This is a genomic window from Acidocella aluminiidurans, assembly GCF_055383125.1.
The window spans coordinates 2,675,481-2,692,257 of the sequence record NZ_AP031589.1 but is presented as its reverse complement, the minus strand read 5'-3'; the positions used below and the strand labels follow the sequence as shown (position 1 = coordinate 2,692,257).

Sequence of the window (16,777 nt, the reverse complement as noted above, 5' to 3'; positions counted from 1 at the left end):
CCGGAGGGAGCCTTTGTTATGCAAATTGATTTGCGAATATTACGGCTTCGGGGATGCCTGGCTTGGCGGCGTTGTTGCGTCCTCCGATGAGGAGGGGGCCGCTAGCCGGAGGCGTCAGCTGATAGAGCCGCTCGGCCCAAACGAGTGTTGCGGCTTTTGTCATTCCGAATTGCGGGCGGCGTAGGTCGTGATAGCATGCTTGCAGCACTGGAGATGCAGCATGCCTGAAACGCCATCCTCGCCGCTCGACCTGTCGTTGTTCGACACGGGGCCTGTGTCTCTTCCCGCCATAGAATCCGCGCCGGCTCCGCCGGCGCCGGTGCCGGAGACGTTGGCGCCCCTGCCGCCGGCGCCGCGTCTGGTGGAGGTTGCAAATCTGCCGCCCGAGGAGCTTGCCGCCGCACAGGCTCAGGCCGCCAAGATCGATTTCGCGTCCTCCACCTCGTTGATGACCCATGGCGAGGGCGCGCTGTCAGGCATCGCGGCGTCATCCCGTCAGCTGCTCTCGGGCGTTCGGCTGGGCGATGCCGGTGAGGCTGGGCGGATTGCCGCCGCCGTGCTTGATGGCATCAAGATCCTACGCATTTCCGACCTTCAGGCCGAAGCGGAGGCCGGCGTGCAGCGCCCTGGCCTGTTCGGCAAACTGCTCGGCGGCATCGGCCAGGCGCGCAGCGCCTTCCAGGGCTTTGCCGAAAGCCGTAAGCAGTTCCTCACCCTCATGGACCAGGAGCAGGCCAAGGCGCGCAAGACCAAGGCCGATCTCGCCGTGTCCATCCAGCTGCTCGACCAGCAGGCGGCGGCCATCCGGGAGGGGCTGTATAATCTCAAAATTGGCATCGCCGCCGGGCAGATCGCGCTTGATCGTGCCGAGGCGGAGCTGGAAGCGAAGCGCCTGCGCGCGATCGAGACGCAGGAGGCCGCGGATGCCGCCGAGGTTCAGGCCTTCCGGTCAGGTATCGCCAATTTCCGCGCCAAGCTTGCCGACATGCGCGAGGCGCTGGTGGGCAGCGCCATGCTCATCCCCATCATCGCCCAGAACCGCGCGGCCGCCGAAACCCGGATGCTGAAGATTTCCAACGGCATGCTGGTGGTCATCCCGCGGCTGATGGCGGTGGCCAGCCAGGCGGTGGTGCAGGCGGAAATCCGCAACGCCGCCGATGCCGCCGCCAAGCTGGAGGAGGCCAATCGGCAGATCACGCTGCTTGCCGCCAAGGGGGCGCATGAGGCGGCCGTCACCGCCGCCCAGTCGCGGGGCGGCGATCCACGCAATATCGATGTGCTGGCCCAGGTGGCGGATGAAACCATCCGGACCATGAACGAGGTGATCGACATCGAGCGCGAGGCGGTGGCGCAAGAGGCCGCGCGCGAGCAGAAGCTGGCCGAGATCCGCGCCAAGCTGGTGATTGGCATGCAGGGGGTGAATGCGCGGGTGTTGGAGAAATGAGCGAGAATTTCGACCTCCAGGCGGCGTGGCTGCGCCGCTTTTCCGCCGATGCCGCCTCCCATCTCGGCGCTTTCGCCCACCGTCTGGCCGAGGCGCTGCCCGGGCAGGTCACGATCCATGAGAAAAAGGGGCTGTTTGCCAGGTCCGGCACCGTCACCGGTGTCACGCTGGAGCTGGGCGAGAGCCGTTACAAGCTCGAGATCGTCAATGGCCGTCTGGTTGCCAGCGTCGCCATGGTGGTGCGCGGCATTACGCTGAACACCAAGACCCTTGACGCCGCCGAATGGTTCGCCCGGCTGCGGGCCGAAACCGAGAAGGCCTCGGCCCACGCCCAGGCGCTCAGCGCGTCCCTGCAAGCCTTCATGGTGTCCTGATGGGGCTGTTCGATTTTATCAAGGGCAAGACGGCGGACCAGAAGCAGGCCGAGGCGCTGAGCGCCCGCCGCCAGGCCGATATTCTCAACAGCGTGCAGACCGGGCGTATTCCGCGCGACACGCTAGCCCGCCTCACCGAGACCGCTGCGGGCCGCAAGCCCTGGATGGCGACCCTCACGCCGGCGGAGTTGCTGCTGGCGCGCTCACACGGGCTGAAGCCCATCGCCGCCATCTCCGCCACGTGCTGGCTGCATTATGGCTGGTCCTGGACGCTGGGCCACGCGCAGGGGTGGGAAACGGCGCTGAAACGTCTGGCGGATGAGGCGCGCGCCTGCGGCGCCAATGCGGTGCTGGATGTGAAAATGCGCACCATCCCGTTGGATGTGGACAGCTCCATGGATTTCTCCCTGATAGGGACGGCGGTAAAATTGGAAGGCTTGCCGCCCTCCAACGATCCGGTCATCGCCACCGTCCCGGCGCTGGAATTCGTGAAGCTGTTGGAGGCCGATGTCGTGCCCACAGGCATTGCCATCGGCGCACATTACGAATGGCTGCGCGACTGGAGCGGTTACGCCGCCAATCCCAGCTTGTGGTTCAATGTTGAAGCCAGCCAGCTTTCCGGCTTGTGGGAGATTGTGCGCCGCAAGGCGCACGCCAATCTGCGCGAGACGGCGCGTCCACGGGGGAATGGTGTGCTCGCCCATGTCAATTTCTCCCAGATGTTTGAGGTGGAGCGCGAGTATGGCCAGCAAAAAATCAAGGAATATCTTGCCCGGCATATTGTGGTGGCGACCACGGTGGATGCCCGCCGCGGACCCAAGCTGCCGCATGATGTCGTGATGATGGTGGATATGCGCGACGGCCTCTCCCCTCTGACCGGCACGGCCGCGCACCATCAATCCTACGCCACGAATCAGACTGACGGAGCCATCTGAACCATGACCTTGAATCTGCCTTTGCACGCGCAAGAACGTCTGAAAGGGCTACGCTCCTCGGCCCATTCCACCGGCGTCTTCACATCCGATTTCTCAGTCAATGAGTTCCTTCTGGTCCGCAAGGCCGGCTTCGAGCCGATTGGCCTTTGCGTGGGGTCCTGCGTTTATCATGTCGGCGTTCAATACTCCTCCTGGGGCAAGAACCAGGAGATGGAGGTCCTCTCCAAGGCCATGTACCATGCCCGTGAACTGGCGATGAGCCGGATGCGCGCCGAGGCCGCCGCCATGGGGGCAGATGGCATCGTGGGGGTGAAGCTGACCATCAAGCGGCTTGAATGGGATGAGCATCTTCTCGAGTTCATCGCCATCGGCACCGGGGTGGTGCATGGCGAGGGCCATAAGGGCTTTCGCGCTCATGATAACGGGCCGTTCACCTCGGATCTCTCAGGCCAGGATTTCTGGTCGTTGCTGCATGCGGGCTACCGGCCGGTGGAAATGGTGATGGGCTCCTGCGTCTATCACGTGGCGCATCGCGGCGTGCTCTCCGGCCTTGGCGCGGTGGGGCGGAATGTCGAGTTGGAGAATTTCACGGCCGCGCTCTACGAAGCCCGGGAAATCGCCGTCGAGCGCATGCAGCATGAGGCCGCGGCGGCGAAGGCGGAGGGCGTTGTGGGTGTCGATATTCATGAGGGAAGCCATAACTGGCAACCGCATGTCATAGAATTCTTCGCCATTGGTACGGCGGTGGTGCCGCTGGCGGCTGAAATTGCCCCGGAGAAAATCCCCGACCCCATGATGGTGCTTTCGGTCAATGATTAGAGTGCGATGCGTAGAGCGAGTGGGTGTCAACCCATCTTGCTCTAGTGTCCTGTCTGCATTCAGAGATTCCCTTTGTTTTAGAGTTCTGATTCAAGGCTTGAGGAGGATTCGAGCCTTGAGCAGACGAACACTGACGGACGAGCAATGGAGCCGGATTGAGGGGCATCTTCCTGGGCGTGTTGGCACGCCTGGGCGGAGCGGGGTCGACAACCGGCTGTTTGTTGATGCGATCCTTTGGATGGCTGGTAATGCGGCGCGGTGGCGGGATTTGCCGGAGGTATTTGGCAAATGGACGGCGGTGCATGCGCGTTTCCGGCGCTGGTCTCATGCTGGCGTATGGAAGACGCTTTTCCATGCTCTGGCCGACACGCCGGATTTTGAATACGTCCTGATTGATAGCACCATCTCGAAAGTCCATGCCGATGCGGCAGGGGCAAAAGGGGGGCTGAAATTGCCGCTATCGGCCGTTCACGCGGGGGGCTGACAACCAAGCTGCACGCCGCCGTCGACGCGCTCGGCTTGCCGCTGCGCATCCATCCGACGCCGGGACATCATGGCGATTGCCCGCAGGCGCAAACCCTCCTGAAGGGCTTGCAGGGCGTCGGCCACGTCATCGCCGATGCCGCTTACGACGCCGACCCGCTACGCGCCTTCATTGCCAATGATCTCGGCGCAACCGCCCAGATCAAGCCTAATCCCAGCCGCGCCATCATCCCGCCAATCGATTGGAGGCTCTACAAGGAACGCCATCAGCTCGAGTGCTTCTTCAACAAACTCAAACGCTTCCGAAGGATCGCACTCCGATGCGAGAAAACCATCAAAGCCTTCATGGGGTTCGTGCATCTCGCTTGCGCCATGATCTGGCTACGATGAATGCAGACAGAACCTAGAGCTTGGGCACGGGAACGGCGGGGGAGACAAGGAACCTCTTTTCGCGGTTCGTCTGGCCGGCCGTCAGGCTGATCGTGTTCTGCTTCACCCCTAGCCATTCTGCCAGCGCCGCGATGATCGCCTCATTCGCCTTGCCATCCTCCGGCGGCGCGTTCACCGCCACTTTCAGCCGCGCCTCCGGCCAGCCCGGCGCCGCCGCCGCCGCCACCACCGGGCCAATACTCACCCGCCTCGCCCCCGGCTGCGCTTTCACCGCCAGGCTCAACCCCTGGCTCGTCTCATCCCAAAACCGCATCTCATCCTTCGGCACGAAAAAAAACCCGCCAGCCAATGGCCAGCGGGTCAAGTCAACAGGGAGGCTTCACGTCTGGGAGACGTTGGGACCGAAGTCCCACTCCAGCCCCTCTCGGGACTGGATATGTTGTATATAAGCCACATCAGAGATTTTTTAAGTGTGAAAATCGTAACCCTGTTGATCTTGTGTAACATGCTGTAGCAGCCGGTTTGCGAATCCAAGGAAAGCCCTGGATTCAGCCCTTCACGCCGTTGCGTTCCGCAATAGAATTCACCAGGAAGTCACGGAAAACCGCCACGCGCTTGGAATTGCGCAGCTCTTCCGGATAGACGAAATACATATCCACCGGCGGCTTCTTCACATCCGCCAGCAGCGGCACCAGGCCGGACGAATCGCCCACCAGATAATCCGGCACCGCGCCGATGCCGATGCCGGCACGGATACAGGCCAGCATCGCCTGCAGCGAGTTCACTTCCAGCACCCCGCGCCGCGCCGTGCCGTCCTTGCGGCCCAGCTCGCCCAGCCAGTTGACATCCGGCACTGGCGGCTTGCGGTCGCCGAACAGGATCAGCTTGTGCTTGTCGAGATCGTCCACGCTCTCCGGCGTGCCATTCGCCTTCAGATAATCCGGCGAGGCCCAGATCTGGCTGCGGATCTCGCCCAGATGGCGCTGCACCAGGTCCGGCTGGCGCGGCGGATGCATGCGGATGGCGACATCCGCCTCGCGCATCGCCAGATCCAGATCGGTATCGTCCAGCAGCAGCGAGACGGTGACATCCGGATGCGCGGCGAGGAAAGTTTTCAGCCTTGGCGCCAGCCATGTCACGCCGAAGCTGTGGGTGGTGGTCACTTTCAGCCGCCCGGCGGGCTTTTCCTTGCTCTCGGCCAGCAGCGCCTCGGTCATCGCCAGCTTGGCGAATACCTCGCGCACGGTGCGGTTCAGCGCCTCACCCTGCTCGGTCAGGATCAGCCCGCGCGCATGGCGGTGAAACAACGGCACCGCCAGCGCCTCCTCCAGCGCCGAAATCTGCCGCGACACGGCGGACTGGCTGAGATTCAGCGTGTCTCCCGCATGCGTGAAGCTGCCCGCCTCGGCGACAGCGTGAAAAACCCGAAGCTTGTCCCAATCCATTTTTTGTCCGGTCATTTTATGCCGCCTCGCTGACGTGCAGAGGAATATGGCTCAGAAACTTCTCAACCTCCAGCGCCGCCATGCAGCCGGTGCCGGCCGCCGTCACCGCCTGACGGTAGATCTTGTCCTGAACGTCGCCGGCCGCGAACACGCCGGGGATGGAGGTCTCGGTGGTGCCGGGACGGGTGATGATATACCCCTCCTCGTCCAGCTGCACCTGCCCGTGGAACAAAGACGTGGTCGGCGAATGGCCGATGGCGATGAACACGCCATCCACCTCGATCCGCCTGGCTTCGCCGGTCGTCGCATGTTTCAGATTGAGCCCCGTCACCACAGCCGGGCTGGCGGTGCCGGTGATCTCCTCGACCACATGATCCCAGATGATCGAGATTTTCGGATTCTCGAACAAACGCTGCTGCAAAATCCGCTCGGCGCGCAAGCTGTTCCGGCGATGGATCAGCGTGACATGGCTGGCATGGTGGGTAAGGTAAAGCGCCTCCTCCACCGCCGTATTGCCGCCACCGACCACGGCCACTTTCTTGCCGCGATAGAAAAACCCGTCGCAGGTGGCGCAGGCGGAAACGCCGCCGCCCTGATAGGTCTTCTCCGACTCCAGCCCCAGCCAGCGCGCCTGCGCCCCGGTGGCGATGATCACGCTCTCCGCCTCAAAGAGAATCCCGCCATCGGTCTCGGCGATAAAGGGGCGTTTGGAGAAATCCACCTTGGTGATCAGATCATACATGATCTCGGTGCCGACATGCTCGGCCTGCTTGGCCATCTGCTCCATCAGCCAGGGGCCCTGGATGGGATCGGCGAAGCCGGGATAATTCTCGACCTCCGTGGTGATGGTGAGCTGCCCGCCGGGCTGCAGCCCGGCCACCAGCACCGGGGCCAGATTGGCACGGGCCGCGTAAATCGCCGCCGTGTAACCCGCCGGGCCGGCGCCAATGATTAAAACCCGGGTCTTTTTCACCTCAGTCATCGATGCTGATCCACAATCCTTATAAGTCCCGGATTACATATCCGTTGCCTGCGCGCCGATACAAGGTATCTAACACGGCGGACGGCGCCAAAACCCGCGATAACTGGCTGTAACAAGACGTTTCCGGCTATTTAAGTCGTTCGCGCGCTTCCCAATATCACGCAAATGCGCTCTTCCGAAACCGATCATTTCAACGGTACATATTTTTTCAATCCCGAGGCCGCGCCGCAGACCGGCAAACGCAGCCGGGGCGGGATGATGCGACTCCTCAGAGCCCGGATGACCAGAAACCCGGCCCTCTGGGCGCAATGGCCGGAGCGCATCGAGAACAAACCCTACCCGGCGCCGGACCCCGCCACCCCCAGCATCACCTGGATCGGCCATAGCTCCTTCCTGGTCTGCTTCGGCGGGTTAACAATGTTAACGGACCCGGTATTTTCCGAGCGCTGCTCCCCCGTGCGCTTCGCCGGGCCGAAACGGGTGCGCGATCCGGGCCTGCGCATCGAGCAGCTGCCGCCTATCGATCTGATCCTGCTCTCGCACAACCATTACGACCATATGGACATCGCCGCGCTGCGCCAGATCCGCAAGCGCTTCCCGGCGACGCATCTGGTCACCAGCCTGGGCAACGCGGCCTTCCTCAAGCGCAACCAGCTCCCCGGCGCCACCGAGCTGGATTGGTGGGAGAGCGTCACCGTGCAGGGCGCGCATATCGCCGCCGCCCCGGCCCGGCATTTCGCCGCCCGCACGCTATGGGACCGCAACCAGACGCTCTGGGTCAGCTTCATGGTCAATTATCACGGCCATAAGCTCTATTTCGGCGGGGATAGCGGCTATACGAAATTCTACACCGAGATCCATCGCCGCCTCGGCGCGCCGGACATGGCGCTGCTGCCCATCGGCGCCTACGCCCCGCGCGAGATGATGAAGAGCGTCCACATGAACCCGGAGGAGGCGGTGCAGGCTTTCAGCGATCTGCAGGCCAAGCGCGCCGTGGGCATGCATTTCGGCACCTTCCAGCTCACCGCCGAGCCGATCGACGCGCCGGAGAAGGAGCTCACCCTGGCTTTGGCCCAGGCCGGGATTTCACCGGATCTGTTCTTCACGCTGGATGTCGGACAGACGGCCCCGCTCTGGGGCTAAATTTGCAAAAGTTTTTGAGGGGGGGGCATGGGGGGAACTTTTTTCAAAAAGTTCCCCCCATAGGTTCGGGATGGTGGCAACTTCGGTGCCACCACCCCAAACGTTAGTGGGGACTTTTTGAAAAAAGTCCCCACCCCTCCGGCGGCCTTCCACCGCTGCTGCGCAGCGGCGGAACCTTCGCCGCCTACGCCCCCAAAAACTTTTGCTCCTATCGCCGCACCGCCATCGCCGTAACCTCAACCTTCATCGCCGGATCCATCAGCGCGCTCACCCCCACCGCGCAGCGCACCGGATAAGGCTTGGCGAAATACCGGCAATAGACCTCGTTGAAAGCCGGGCGGTCCGCCATGTCGGTCAGATAGATCGTCAGATGGATCACATCCGCCAGCCTGCCCCCCGCCGCCTCCAGCGAGGTTTTCAGGCAGGTCAGAATCGCCTCGCTCTGCGCGGTAATATCCCCCAGCTCCAGTTCCCCATCCGGACGCAGCGGGATCTGCGTCGTCACCAGCAGATTGCCCAGCCCGGCAACATCGGAGGAGATCGCCGTCTCATCGGTATCTTCCAGGAAATAAGGTTCGATCTCGCTCATGGCGTCACTTTCAGCCCGGCAGGGGCGACAGATTTGGGTTTGAAGCTGCACCAGGGCGCGCCGGCGCAGCGCCAGCATTCCGGCTTGCGCGCCTTGCACACATAACGCCCGTGCAGGATCAGCCAGAGATGCGCGGGTTTCAGCATCTCCTTGGGGATGCGCTTGAGCAACCCCTCCTCCACCGCGCGCGGCGTGGCGCCGGGGGCGATGCCGGTACGGTTGCCCAGGCGGAAAATATGCGTGTCCACCGCCATCGTCGGCAGGCCGAAAATCTCGTTCAGCACCACATTCGCGGTCTTGCGGCCCACCCCTGGCAGCGCCTCCAGCGCCTCGCGCTCGCCCGGCACCTCGCCGCCATGGCGCTCCAGCAATTGCCGGGAAAGCGCCTCGGCATTCTTCGCCTTCGCCTGCCACAGCCCGATGGATTTGATATGCCGGCCAATCCCCTCCGCCCCCAGCGCCGCCATCGACGCCGCATCCGGGGCCGCGGCGAACAAAGCGGGCGTCACCTTGTTCACCGCGATATCGGTGGTCTGTGCCGAGAGCATCACCGCGATCAGCAGCTGAAACGGCGTGCCATACGCCAGCTCCGTGCGCGGATCGTCATTCCCCGCCGCGATGGCGGTGAGAAACGGCGCCACATCCGCCTTCTTCATCGGCTTGGAGGGCGCGATCTCGCCCGGCTTGGCGGTCATCGGGAGGCGGTCATTTGGTGCCGAACAGCCTGTCCCCGGCATCGCCCAGCCCGGGCAGGATATAGGCGTTCTCATCCAGCTGCCGGTCCAGCGCGGCGGTATAGATCGGCACATCGGGATGCGCCGCCTCGAAATGCGCCACACCTTCCGGCGCGGCCAGCAGGCAGACGAATTTCAACTGCAGCGCCCCGGCATCTTTCAGCTTCTGCACGGCGGCGGCGGCGGAATGGCCGGTGGCGAGCATCGGGTCCACCACCACGCAGAGCCGCTCCTCCAGCGCCTCGGGCACCTTGAAGTAATATTCCACCGGCTCATGCGTCTCATGGTCCCGGTAGAGCCCGACATGGCCAACACGCGCCGCCGGCACCAGATCCAGCATCCCGTCCAGAATCCCCGCTCCGGCGCGCAGAATCGAGATGAAGCAGAGCTTCTTGCCCTGCACCTGCACCGCCTGCATCTCCTCCATCGGGGTCTGGATGGTGATCGGCTCCAGCTTCAGATCGCGCAGCACCTCATAGGTCAGCAGCAGCGAAATCTCCCGCGCCAGCCGGCGGAAGCCGCCGGTGGTGGTCTCGGTCTTGCGCAGCAAGGTGAGCTTATGCTGCACCAGAGGATGGTCGATCACCGTCAACATGGCTTTACTCCCCCGCCTTCGGCAGCCGGATGACGAAGCGCGCCCCGATCACGTGGCCCTCCTCATCCCGGCGGTTTTCGGCCGAAATCCGGCCCTGATGCGCCTCCACGATCTGCCGCGAGATCGACAGCCCCAGCCCGGAATGGCTGCCGAACTGCTCATTCTGCGGCCGCTCGGAATAGAAGCGGTCGAAGATGGAATCGAGCTTGCCGTCGGGAATGCCCGGCCCCTCATCCTCCACCGAAAGCTCCACCAGCCCGCCGGTCAGCCGCCCCCGCAGATAAATCTTGCCCTCCGCCGGGCTGAAGGAGATCGCATTGCCGATCAGATTGCGCAGCACCTGCACCAGCCGGGTCTCGGAGCCGCGCACCAGCAGATCGGCCGCCGGCGCCTCCACCTCCATGAAGGGCGCGCCCTCCTTGCGGGTGGCGTCATGGATCTCCGCCAGCGTCGCCAGCATCCGCGCCATATCGACAATCTCATAGCGGCTGCGCGACAGCTCCGAATCCAGCCTTGAGCTGTCGGAAATATCGGTGATCAGCCGGTCCAGCCGGGAGACATCCTGGTTGACGATGGCCAGCAGCCGCGAGGCCCGGGCCGGGTCCTCCACCCGGGTCAGCGTCTCCACCGCCGAGCGGATCGAGGAGAGCGGGTTCTTGATCTCATGCGCCACATCGGCGGCGAATTTCTCGATCGCATCCATACGCGACCACAAAGCCTGGGAGGTGCCCTCCAGCGTGCGCGCCAGCGTGCCGATCTCGTCATTGCGCCCGGTCACCGCCTTGGGCAGCGTCTGCGCCCCCGCCCGGCCCTCGCGCATGCGCTGCGCCGCCGCCGCCAGACGCGAGATCGGGCTGGCGATGGTGCGGGAGAGATAGAACGAGACGATGACGGTGAGCGCCAGCGCCAGGGCGAACAGGAGCAGAATGGAAATCCGCACCGCCAGCACCGCCGCATCCACCTCGGAGGCCTCGCGGGTGAGCAGCACCGTGCCGACCGATTGCTGCCCGTGCTCGATCGGCTCCGCCACCGTCACCAGCAAAATCCCCTGCGGATCGCGGCGCACGAAGGGCGGCGCCTCCTTGCCCTGGGCGGCGTTGGTCATCTGCAACACCGTGCGCGCATCCGGCTGCCAGCCCAGCGTGTTCGGGTCCTGCCCGGCGCCGGAGCCGATCACCCCGGATTCATCCTGGTTGCCGGTCACCGAGCCGGAAAGATGGTCGTAAATGAAGGAGATGATGCGCGAGAACAGCCCCGGCGGCGGCGGCGCCGAAAGCGGCTCCGTCACAATCGCCCCGCCCGCCCCAGGATGCACCCTGGAATTGGCGATCAGCTCGCCATCCGCGCCATAGATCAGCGCCTGGGCATTCGGCGTCGGCTCGGTCAGCGAATAAAGCAGGGGCTGCGCCAGGTCGGCGTTCAAGGCCGGCTGGTTGTTGGTCTCCTGCACCGCCGTCTCGGCGATCGCCCCGGCATAAATCCGCGCCTGTTCGCGCAGCGCCGACACCTCGGCGGAGAGCAGCCCTTGCTGATACTGGTCCAGATACAGCAGCGCCGCGAAGATCAGCACCAGCGGCAGCAAATTCACCAGGAGGATGTCGCGCAGCAGCCGCGACAGGCGGGTTTTACGGGCCAGCTTCAGGCGTCCTTATAGCGATAGCCGATGCCATACAGCGTCTCGATCTGGTCGAACTCGCCATCGACATTGCGGAATTTCTTGCGCAGCCGCTTCACATGGCTGTCGATGGTGCGGTCATCCACATACACATTCTCGCCATAGGCGGCGTCGATCAGCTGGTCGCGGCTCTTCACCATGCCCGGGCGCTGCGCCAGCGCCTTCACCAGCAGGAACTCCGTCACCGTCAGCTGGATATCCTTGCCCTTCCACAGGCATTGATGCTTGGTCTCGTCCAGGCTGAGATCGCCCCGGGTGAGAATGCTCGCCGGGGTGGCGCCGGTCGCCTCCGCCCGGGTCGATTCGTGCCGGCGCAGCAAGGCCCGGATGCGCTCCAGCAGCAGACGCTGCGAGAACGGCTTGGTGATGTAATCATCCGCCCCCAGCCGCAGCCCCATCAGCTCGTCCAGCTCGTCATCCTTGGAGGTCAGGAAGATCACCGGCAAAGCCGAGCGCGCCCGCAGCTTCTGCAGCAGCTCCATCCCGTCCATACGCGGCATCTTGATGTCCAGCACCGCCAGATCCACCGGCTTGGCCAGCAGCGCCTGCAGCGCGCTTTCGCCATCCGTATAGGTGCGCACCACGAAGCCCTCGGCCTCCAGCGTCATCTGCACCGAGGTGAGGATATTGCGGTCGTCATCGACCAGGGCAATGGTTTGTTTCATCGTGCAGACCCCATCAGTGGCGGTTATGGCCTTTCTGACGCCAGGGAGTGACCGGATTATGGCAGTAAATCAAGAGCAAAGACTGATCGACGCGGCGCATCTGCTGCAAACCGCCCGCAGCGCCACCTTGGCGACGGTGCATGAGGGCATGCCCCACGCGGCTTTGGTCACCCCGGCGCTGGATGAGGACGCCCAGCCCCTCCTGCTCCTCTCCAACCTGGCCGTGCATACGCGCCATCTGCGCGCCCACCCGGCCTGCGCTTTGCTCCTCACCGGCCCCCCCGCCAGCGACAACCCGCAAACCACCCCGCGCCTTTGCCTCACCGGCGAGGCCAGGGAGCTGCCGGACAAATCCAAGCGCGATATTTTTCTGAAAACCCATCCTTACGCCACTCAGTATATAGACTTCGCAGACTTCACCTTCTGGAAGCTATTTATTTTAGGCTCAAATTATGTCGGCGGCTTTGCGAATGCGTCATCTTTCCAATTCGCCGCGTTGCAAAATCAGATTTTCAAATCCGCCATGCCTCCGCCCGGTTGAATCTCCGGCGTGACGCGCATATGAACCATCGTGCATATCCGCGTTTCCAGAAGGAATAGCCCAGCCGATGACCGATAAATCCGCGCTCCGCGATGCCGCCCCGCTCAAGGGCACCGGCGTGCGCCTCGCCGCCGCCCTGCACGCCAACCTCACCGCGCCGGGCCTCACCGCCCACGCGCTGCGCAAGGGCGAAGGCCGCCTCTCCGCCGAGGGCGCGCTGATCGTCAAAACCGGCATCCATACCGGCCGCTCGGTGGCCGATAAATTCGTCGTCGACGAGCCGGAGACCACCAACGAAATCTGGTGGGGCAAGATCAACCAGCGCCTGCCGCGGGACAAATTCGCGGTACTGAAGGGCCGCGTGCAGGCCTATCTGCAGGGCCGTGAGCTGTTCACCCAGGACCTCTATGCCGGCGCGGACCCGGCGCACCGCATCCGGGTGCGCCTCGTCACCACCGGCGCCTGGCACGCCTTGTTCGCCCGCAACATGTTCATCCGCCCGGCCGAGGGCGAGCTGCCCGGCTTCGAGCCGGATTACGTCATCCTGCACGCCCCGGATTTCGAGGCCGACCCGGCGCTGGACGGGGTGAAATCCTCCACCGCCATCGCCCTTTCCTTCGCGGAAAAGCTCATCGTCATCGCCGGCACCGAATATGCGGGCGAGATCAAGAAATCCATCTTCACCGTGATGAACTGGCTGCTGCCGGCCAAGGGCATGCTGCCGATGCATTGCTCCGCCAATATCGGCCCGAACGAGGATGCGGCCTTGTTCTTCGGCCTCTCCGGCACCGGCAAGACCACCCTCTCCTCGGACCCCACCCGCCGGCTCATCGGCGATGACGAGCATGGCTGGGGCCCGGAGGGCGTGTTCAATTTCGAGGGCGGCTGCTACGCCAAGGTGATCGACCTCTCGGAAGAGAACGAGCCGGAAATCTGGGCCGCCTCGCACCGCTTCGGCACCGTGCTGGAAAATGTGGTGGCGGACCCGCGCGGCCGGCTGGACCTGACCGACCGCACCCTGACCGAAAACACCCGCGCCTGCTATCCGGTCGAGTTCATCCCCAATGTCGAACTCTCCGGCCAGGGCGGCATTCCGAAGAACGTGATCATGCTCACCGCCGATGCCTTCGGCGTGCTGCCGCCGATCTCGCGCCTCACCCCCGCACAGGCGATGTATCACTTCCTCTCCGGCTACACCGCGCGCGTCGCCGGCACGGAAAAGGGCATGGGCAAGGGCGCGCAAGCCACCTTCTCCACCTGCTTCGGCGCCCCCTTCCTGCCCCGCCACCCGCAGGTCTACGGCAAGCTGCTGCAGGAGCTGATCAAGGAGCACGGTGCGCATTGCTGGCTGGTCAATACCGGCTGGACCGGCGGCGCCTACGGGGTGGGCAAGCGCATGTCCATCAAGCACACCCGCGCTTTGCTGAACGCCGCCCTGAACGGCGAGCTGGACGACAGCGAATACCGCACCGACCCGTTCTTTGGCCTGGCCATCCCCGTGCATGTGAACGGCGTGCCGGACGAGGTGCTGGACCCGCGCCAGGCCTGGTCCGACAAGGCCGCCTACGACGCCGCCGCGAAGGATCTGGTGCAACGCTTCATCGATAATTTCGAGAGCTTTGCCGAGCATGTGGACGAGGACGTCAAAGCCGCCGCCATCAAAAGCGCCGCCTGATTTCTGCTCCGCCCCCTAAAAATGGCGCAGGCCGGACCTTTGGTCCGGCCTGTTTTTGTTTGGGAAACATAATTTCCGGCAAAACAAATCTTCTACCTATGAACGTTATCGAGCAGAGTAGCGTGCGAGAAACGACTAACGTGGCAACAAGAAATGTCATCATTTCCTACAGGCATCACGAAAGCCCAATCTCATAAATTAGAAACTTCGTAATCGTTAAACCAATACATTTTGGACAAGAAAACTTGCCTAAAATCGATTAAAATTTTAGGATTACAATAATTTCACTTGGATGGGTTTGAATATGACAGGATCTGAGGCACTTGTGCCAGCCGTCTTAAAGGGATGTTCTGAATTAATAACAAACCTTTTTGTCTCTTATATGAAGCGAAAATCAATAAGCGATGGTGATAAAGTCAAAGAACTCAAATCAAACATCACGCCTCATATCGAAGCGACTTTTGCAAAATGTAGTGTGATTAAAACGTTACTGAATCCTCATTCACCTGCGAACTTTCTTTCTATTTATGCTACACAACGCTTTAGCCTAGAGCGACGCGTCATTGATCAGTACGAAATGGTCGACGAATTAAAGCACAAGATCAATCATCTAATCCTGACCGGAACAGGCGGATCAGGGAAGAGCATGTTCACCAGATATCTTTGGCTATCAATGTTCGTGGATAGTGACGGACGGATCCCGTTATTTATTGAATTAAGAAATGTAAATGCCATTACAGCCGACAGTCTTTCCACTTACATCCAACAAACCATATCGATTGGGCAAGGATTATTAACCGAAAGAGATTATAAGCAGCACCTAATCAATGGAGATTTCATTATTTTACTCGATGGCTTCGATGAGGTCGTTAAAGAAAAACAAGAAGCCATACAAAAGCAAATAATTAGTTTTTCTGAAAACTTCAAAGAAACAAAGATTATCGTTACAAGCAGGCCAGACGAAGGACGCTTTAGTTCTTGGCCTTCTTTTGAAGTTTCTCAGATAGCGCCCTTAAAAAAAGACGATGTTATTGAATTGATTTCAAAGTCTGAATTTTCAGAAGAATCAAAGAAACTTTTTCTAAAACGCTTGATCGATACGAACTTATTTGAAAAACATCGGAGCTTCTTAGAAAATCCTCTTCTTGCTTCAATGATGCTTTTAACTTTCAGTCATAATTTTGATATTTCAGATCGAATGCACTTATTCTACCAGCAGGCGTTCGACGCGTTATACTTACGGCACGATCGCCACAAACCTGGGGGATTCAAACGACAGTTTAAAACTGCGTTATCTGAAGACGCCTTCAAGCGAGTGCTATCTTACTTTTGTTTGATTACATATTACGAAGAAGAGTTTTCATTTTCCCGAGACCATGCTCTTTCCAAATTAGAAAAGGCGCTCGGTTTGGCTAACGAAAAGACCATTGCTTCAGATTTTTTAGATGATTTAAATCAATGCGTTTGCTTTCTAGTACTCGACGGTTTGACTTATATATTTTCACACCGGAGCTTCCAAGAATATTTTACCGCATATTGCTTAGCTTTCGTTGTTCCGGAACGAATCGAAAAGCTACTTCCAAAGCTCTCTAAGCGCCGAAACGATCAAGTGATAACACTGCTTTCGGATTTGAGTCCCGAAAATTTCAGGAACAATTTTGTAATTCCGGTTTCAAATAAATTCGCAAAAGAAATGCAAATCAACTGCGCCACAAGGTCGGTTGAGCTCTTTATGGAATACACTGAAATGGAATTTTCTATTAATAGAGTGACCAGTTCACCTCGTCCCCTCGAGAAAAGAGATTATATCATAACCCTCTTTGCCGAGAACGAGGTATTTAATTGCATTGAAGTTTTTTCCCGAGTGTCAAAACTGCCGATTCCAAATAGAGCGTTAAAATCCGATCAAGTAGCAGCACTTGAAATTTTCAAACTACTGAAAATTGACGACGAAAAAACCGTAAAAATAAAATCGAATAACTCTGAATTTGTTTTTGAGGTCGTGATCGAGAGGAATCCACTCAGAAAAAGAAGCGAAACGAAAACTATCCGCAGTCCCTCAACAGTGAGTCAAATAACCTCTGCGTCTAATTTGCCACTGTTTCAATTGGTTCGTACGATATTCGTAGAAAGTCATATGTACGAGTATATGTTATCGAAAATGACCAACACAGTCACCTATATTCACGCCCAACAATCAATTCAGGAACAATCTTCCGGTGTGATGGACGAATTGTTTGGTGATTGAGGTGCGAAAAACATTTATGGCAAAAACAGAGAGAGGCGAA

Annotated in this window: 17 protein-coding genes; 9 read left to right on the top strand and 8 right to left on the bottom strand. The window is 60.5% G+C overall.

Annotated features, from left to right (window positions below; genetic code table 11):
* Window positions 1-220 precede the first annotated feature (220 nt).
* From ACZ46S_RS13355 to ACZ46S_RS13335, 5 genes are all read left to right on the top strand, one after another.
* The gene (locus ACZ46S_RS13355; RefSeq protein WP_464062103.1) at window positions 221-1,444 is read left to right on the top strand and encodes a toxic anion resistance protein; all 1,224 of its coding nucleotides are present in this window, start codon (window positions 221-223) and stop codon (window positions 1,442-1,444) included.
* Complete coding sequence (locus ACZ46S_RS13350) at window positions 1,441-1,818, top strand: hypothetical protein (RefSeq protein WP_295742341.1); 378 nt, start codon at window positions 1,441-1,443, stop codon at window positions 1,816-1,818. Before ACZ46S_RS13355 ends, ACZ46S_RS13350 begins: the two co-directional genes overlap by 4 nt.
* Entirely contained in the window at window positions 1,818-2,753 is a 936-nt protein-coding gene (locus tag ACZ46S_RS13345) for a heavy metal-binding domain-containing protein (RefSeq protein ID WP_464062102.1), read from the top strand. The genes ACZ46S_RS13350 and ACZ46S_RS13345 overlap by 1 nt, the downstream gene beginning before the upstream one ends.
* Window positions 2,754-2,756: 3 nt before the next feature.
* Window positions 2,757-3,572: a heavy metal-binding domain-containing protein gene (locus ACZ46S_RS13340; RefSeq protein ID WP_295742348.1), complete on the top strand. Its 816-nt coding sequence runs from the start codon at window positions 2,757-2,759 to the stop codon at window positions 3,570-3,572.
* Between the two features lie 115 nt (window positions 3,573-3,687).
* Window positions 3,688-4,445, top strand: a protein-coding gene (locus ACZ46S_RS13335) for an IS5 family transposase (protein ID WP_464062101.1) whose coding sequence is annotated in 2 segments (ribosomal slippage) — window positions 3,688-4,006 and window positions 4,006-4,445 — 759 coding nt in all. Because the reading frame shifts where the segments join, the coding sequence is not laid out codon by codon here.
* 13 nt (window positions 4,446-4,458) lie between these two features.
* Here ACZ46S_RS13335 and ACZ46S_RS13330 read toward each other — a convergent pair.
* From ACZ46S_RS13330 to trxB, 3 genes are all read right to left on the bottom strand, one after another.
* On the bottom strand, window positions 4,459-4,758 hold the full coding sequence (locus tag ACZ46S_RS13330; protein ID WP_464062100.1) for a DUF167 domain-containing protein: 300 nt from the start codon (window positions 4,756-4,758) through the stop codon (window positions 4,459-4,461).
* Between the two features lie 235 nt (window positions 4,759-4,993).
* The gene (locus ACZ46S_RS13325) at window positions 4,994-5,890 is read right to left on the bottom strand and encodes a LysR family transcriptional regulator (protein ID WP_464064288.1); all 897 of its coding nucleotides are present in this window, start codon (window positions 5,888-5,890) and stop codon (window positions 4,994-4,996) included.
* 16 nt (window positions 5,891-5,906) lie between these two features.
* A complete protein-coding gene (trxB, locus tag ACZ46S_RS13320) occupies window positions 5,907-6,872 on the bottom strand; it encodes a thioredoxin-disulfide reductase (RefSeq protein ID WP_295742323.1) in 966 nt (321 codons plus the stop codon).
* A gap of 165 nt (window positions 6,873-7,037) precedes the next feature.
* Here trxB and ACZ46S_RS13315 point away from each other — a divergent pair, with 165 nt between their 5' ends.
* The gene (locus tag ACZ46S_RS13315) at window positions 7,038-8,015 is read left to right on the top strand and encodes an MBL fold metallo-hydrolase (RefSeq protein WP_464062099.1); all 978 of its coding nucleotides are present in this window, start codon (window positions 7,038-7,040) and stop codon (window positions 8,013-8,015) included.
* 208 nt (window positions 8,016-8,223) lie between these two features.
* Here ACZ46S_RS13315 and ACZ46S_RS13310 read toward each other — a convergent pair whose 3' ends face one another.
* Genes ACZ46S_RS13310 through ACZ46S_RS13290 form a run of 5 tightly spaced genes read right to left on the bottom strand, consistent with a single transcriptional unit; the run spans window position 8,224 to window position 12,273 of the window.
* Complete coding sequence (locus ACZ46S_RS13310; protein WP_464062098.1) at window positions 8,224-8,604, bottom strand: RidA family protein; 381 nt, start codon at window positions 8,602-8,604, stop codon at window positions 8,224-8,226.
* Window positions 8,601-9,299, bottom strand: a complete 699-nt coding sequence (gene nth, locus ACZ46S_RS13305; protein WP_464062097.1) for an endonuclease III — start codon at window positions 9,297-9,299, stop codon at window positions 8,601-8,603. Before nth ends, ACZ46S_RS13310 begins: the two co-directional genes overlap by 4 nt.
* A 10-nt stretch (window positions 9,300-9,309) precedes the next feature.
* Complete coding sequence (upp, locus tag ACZ46S_RS13300; RefSeq protein ID WP_295742309.1) at window positions 9,310-9,933, bottom strand: uracil phosphoribosyltransferase; 624 nt, start codon at window positions 9,931-9,933, stop codon at window positions 9,310-9,312.
* 4 nt (window positions 9,934-9,937) lie between these two features.
* Entirely contained in the window at window positions 9,938-11,569 is a 1,632-nt protein-coding gene (locus ACZ46S_RS13295) for an ATP-binding protein (protein ID WP_295742390.1), read from the bottom strand.
* 2 nt (window positions 11,570-11,571) lie between these two features.
* Complete coding sequence (locus ACZ46S_RS13290; protein ID WP_008493894.1) at window positions 11,572-12,273, bottom strand: response regulator transcription factor; 702 nt, start codon at window positions 12,271-12,273, stop codon at window positions 11,572-11,574.
* 58 nt (window positions 12,274-12,331) lie between these two features.
* Here ACZ46S_RS13290 and ACZ46S_RS13285 point away from each other — a divergent pair, with 58 nt between their 5' ends.
* The 3 genes from ACZ46S_RS13285 (at window position 12,332) to ACZ46S_RS13275 (ending at window position 16,737) form a co-directional block, all read left to right on the top strand.
* On the top strand, window positions 12,332-12,814 hold the full coding sequence (locus ACZ46S_RS13285; protein ID WP_464062096.1) for a pyridoxamine 5'-phosphate oxidase family protein: 483 nt from the start codon (window positions 12,332-12,334) through the stop codon (window positions 12,812-12,814).
* A gap of 67 nt (window positions 12,815-12,881) precedes the next feature.
* Window positions 12,882-14,489, top strand: coding sequence for a phosphoenolpyruvate carboxykinase (locus ACZ46S_RS13280; RefSeq protein WP_464062095.1), 1,608 nt, complete (start codon window positions 12,882-12,884; stop codon window positions 14,487-14,489).
* A 304-nt stretch (window positions 14,490-14,793) separates the two neighbouring features.
* Window positions 14,794-16,737: an NACHT domain-containing protein gene (locus ACZ46S_RS13275; protein WP_464062094.1), complete on the top strand. Its 1,944-nt coding sequence runs from the start codon at window positions 14,794-14,796 to the stop codon at window positions 16,735-16,737.
* Window positions 16,738-16,777 lie beyond the last annotated feature (40 nt).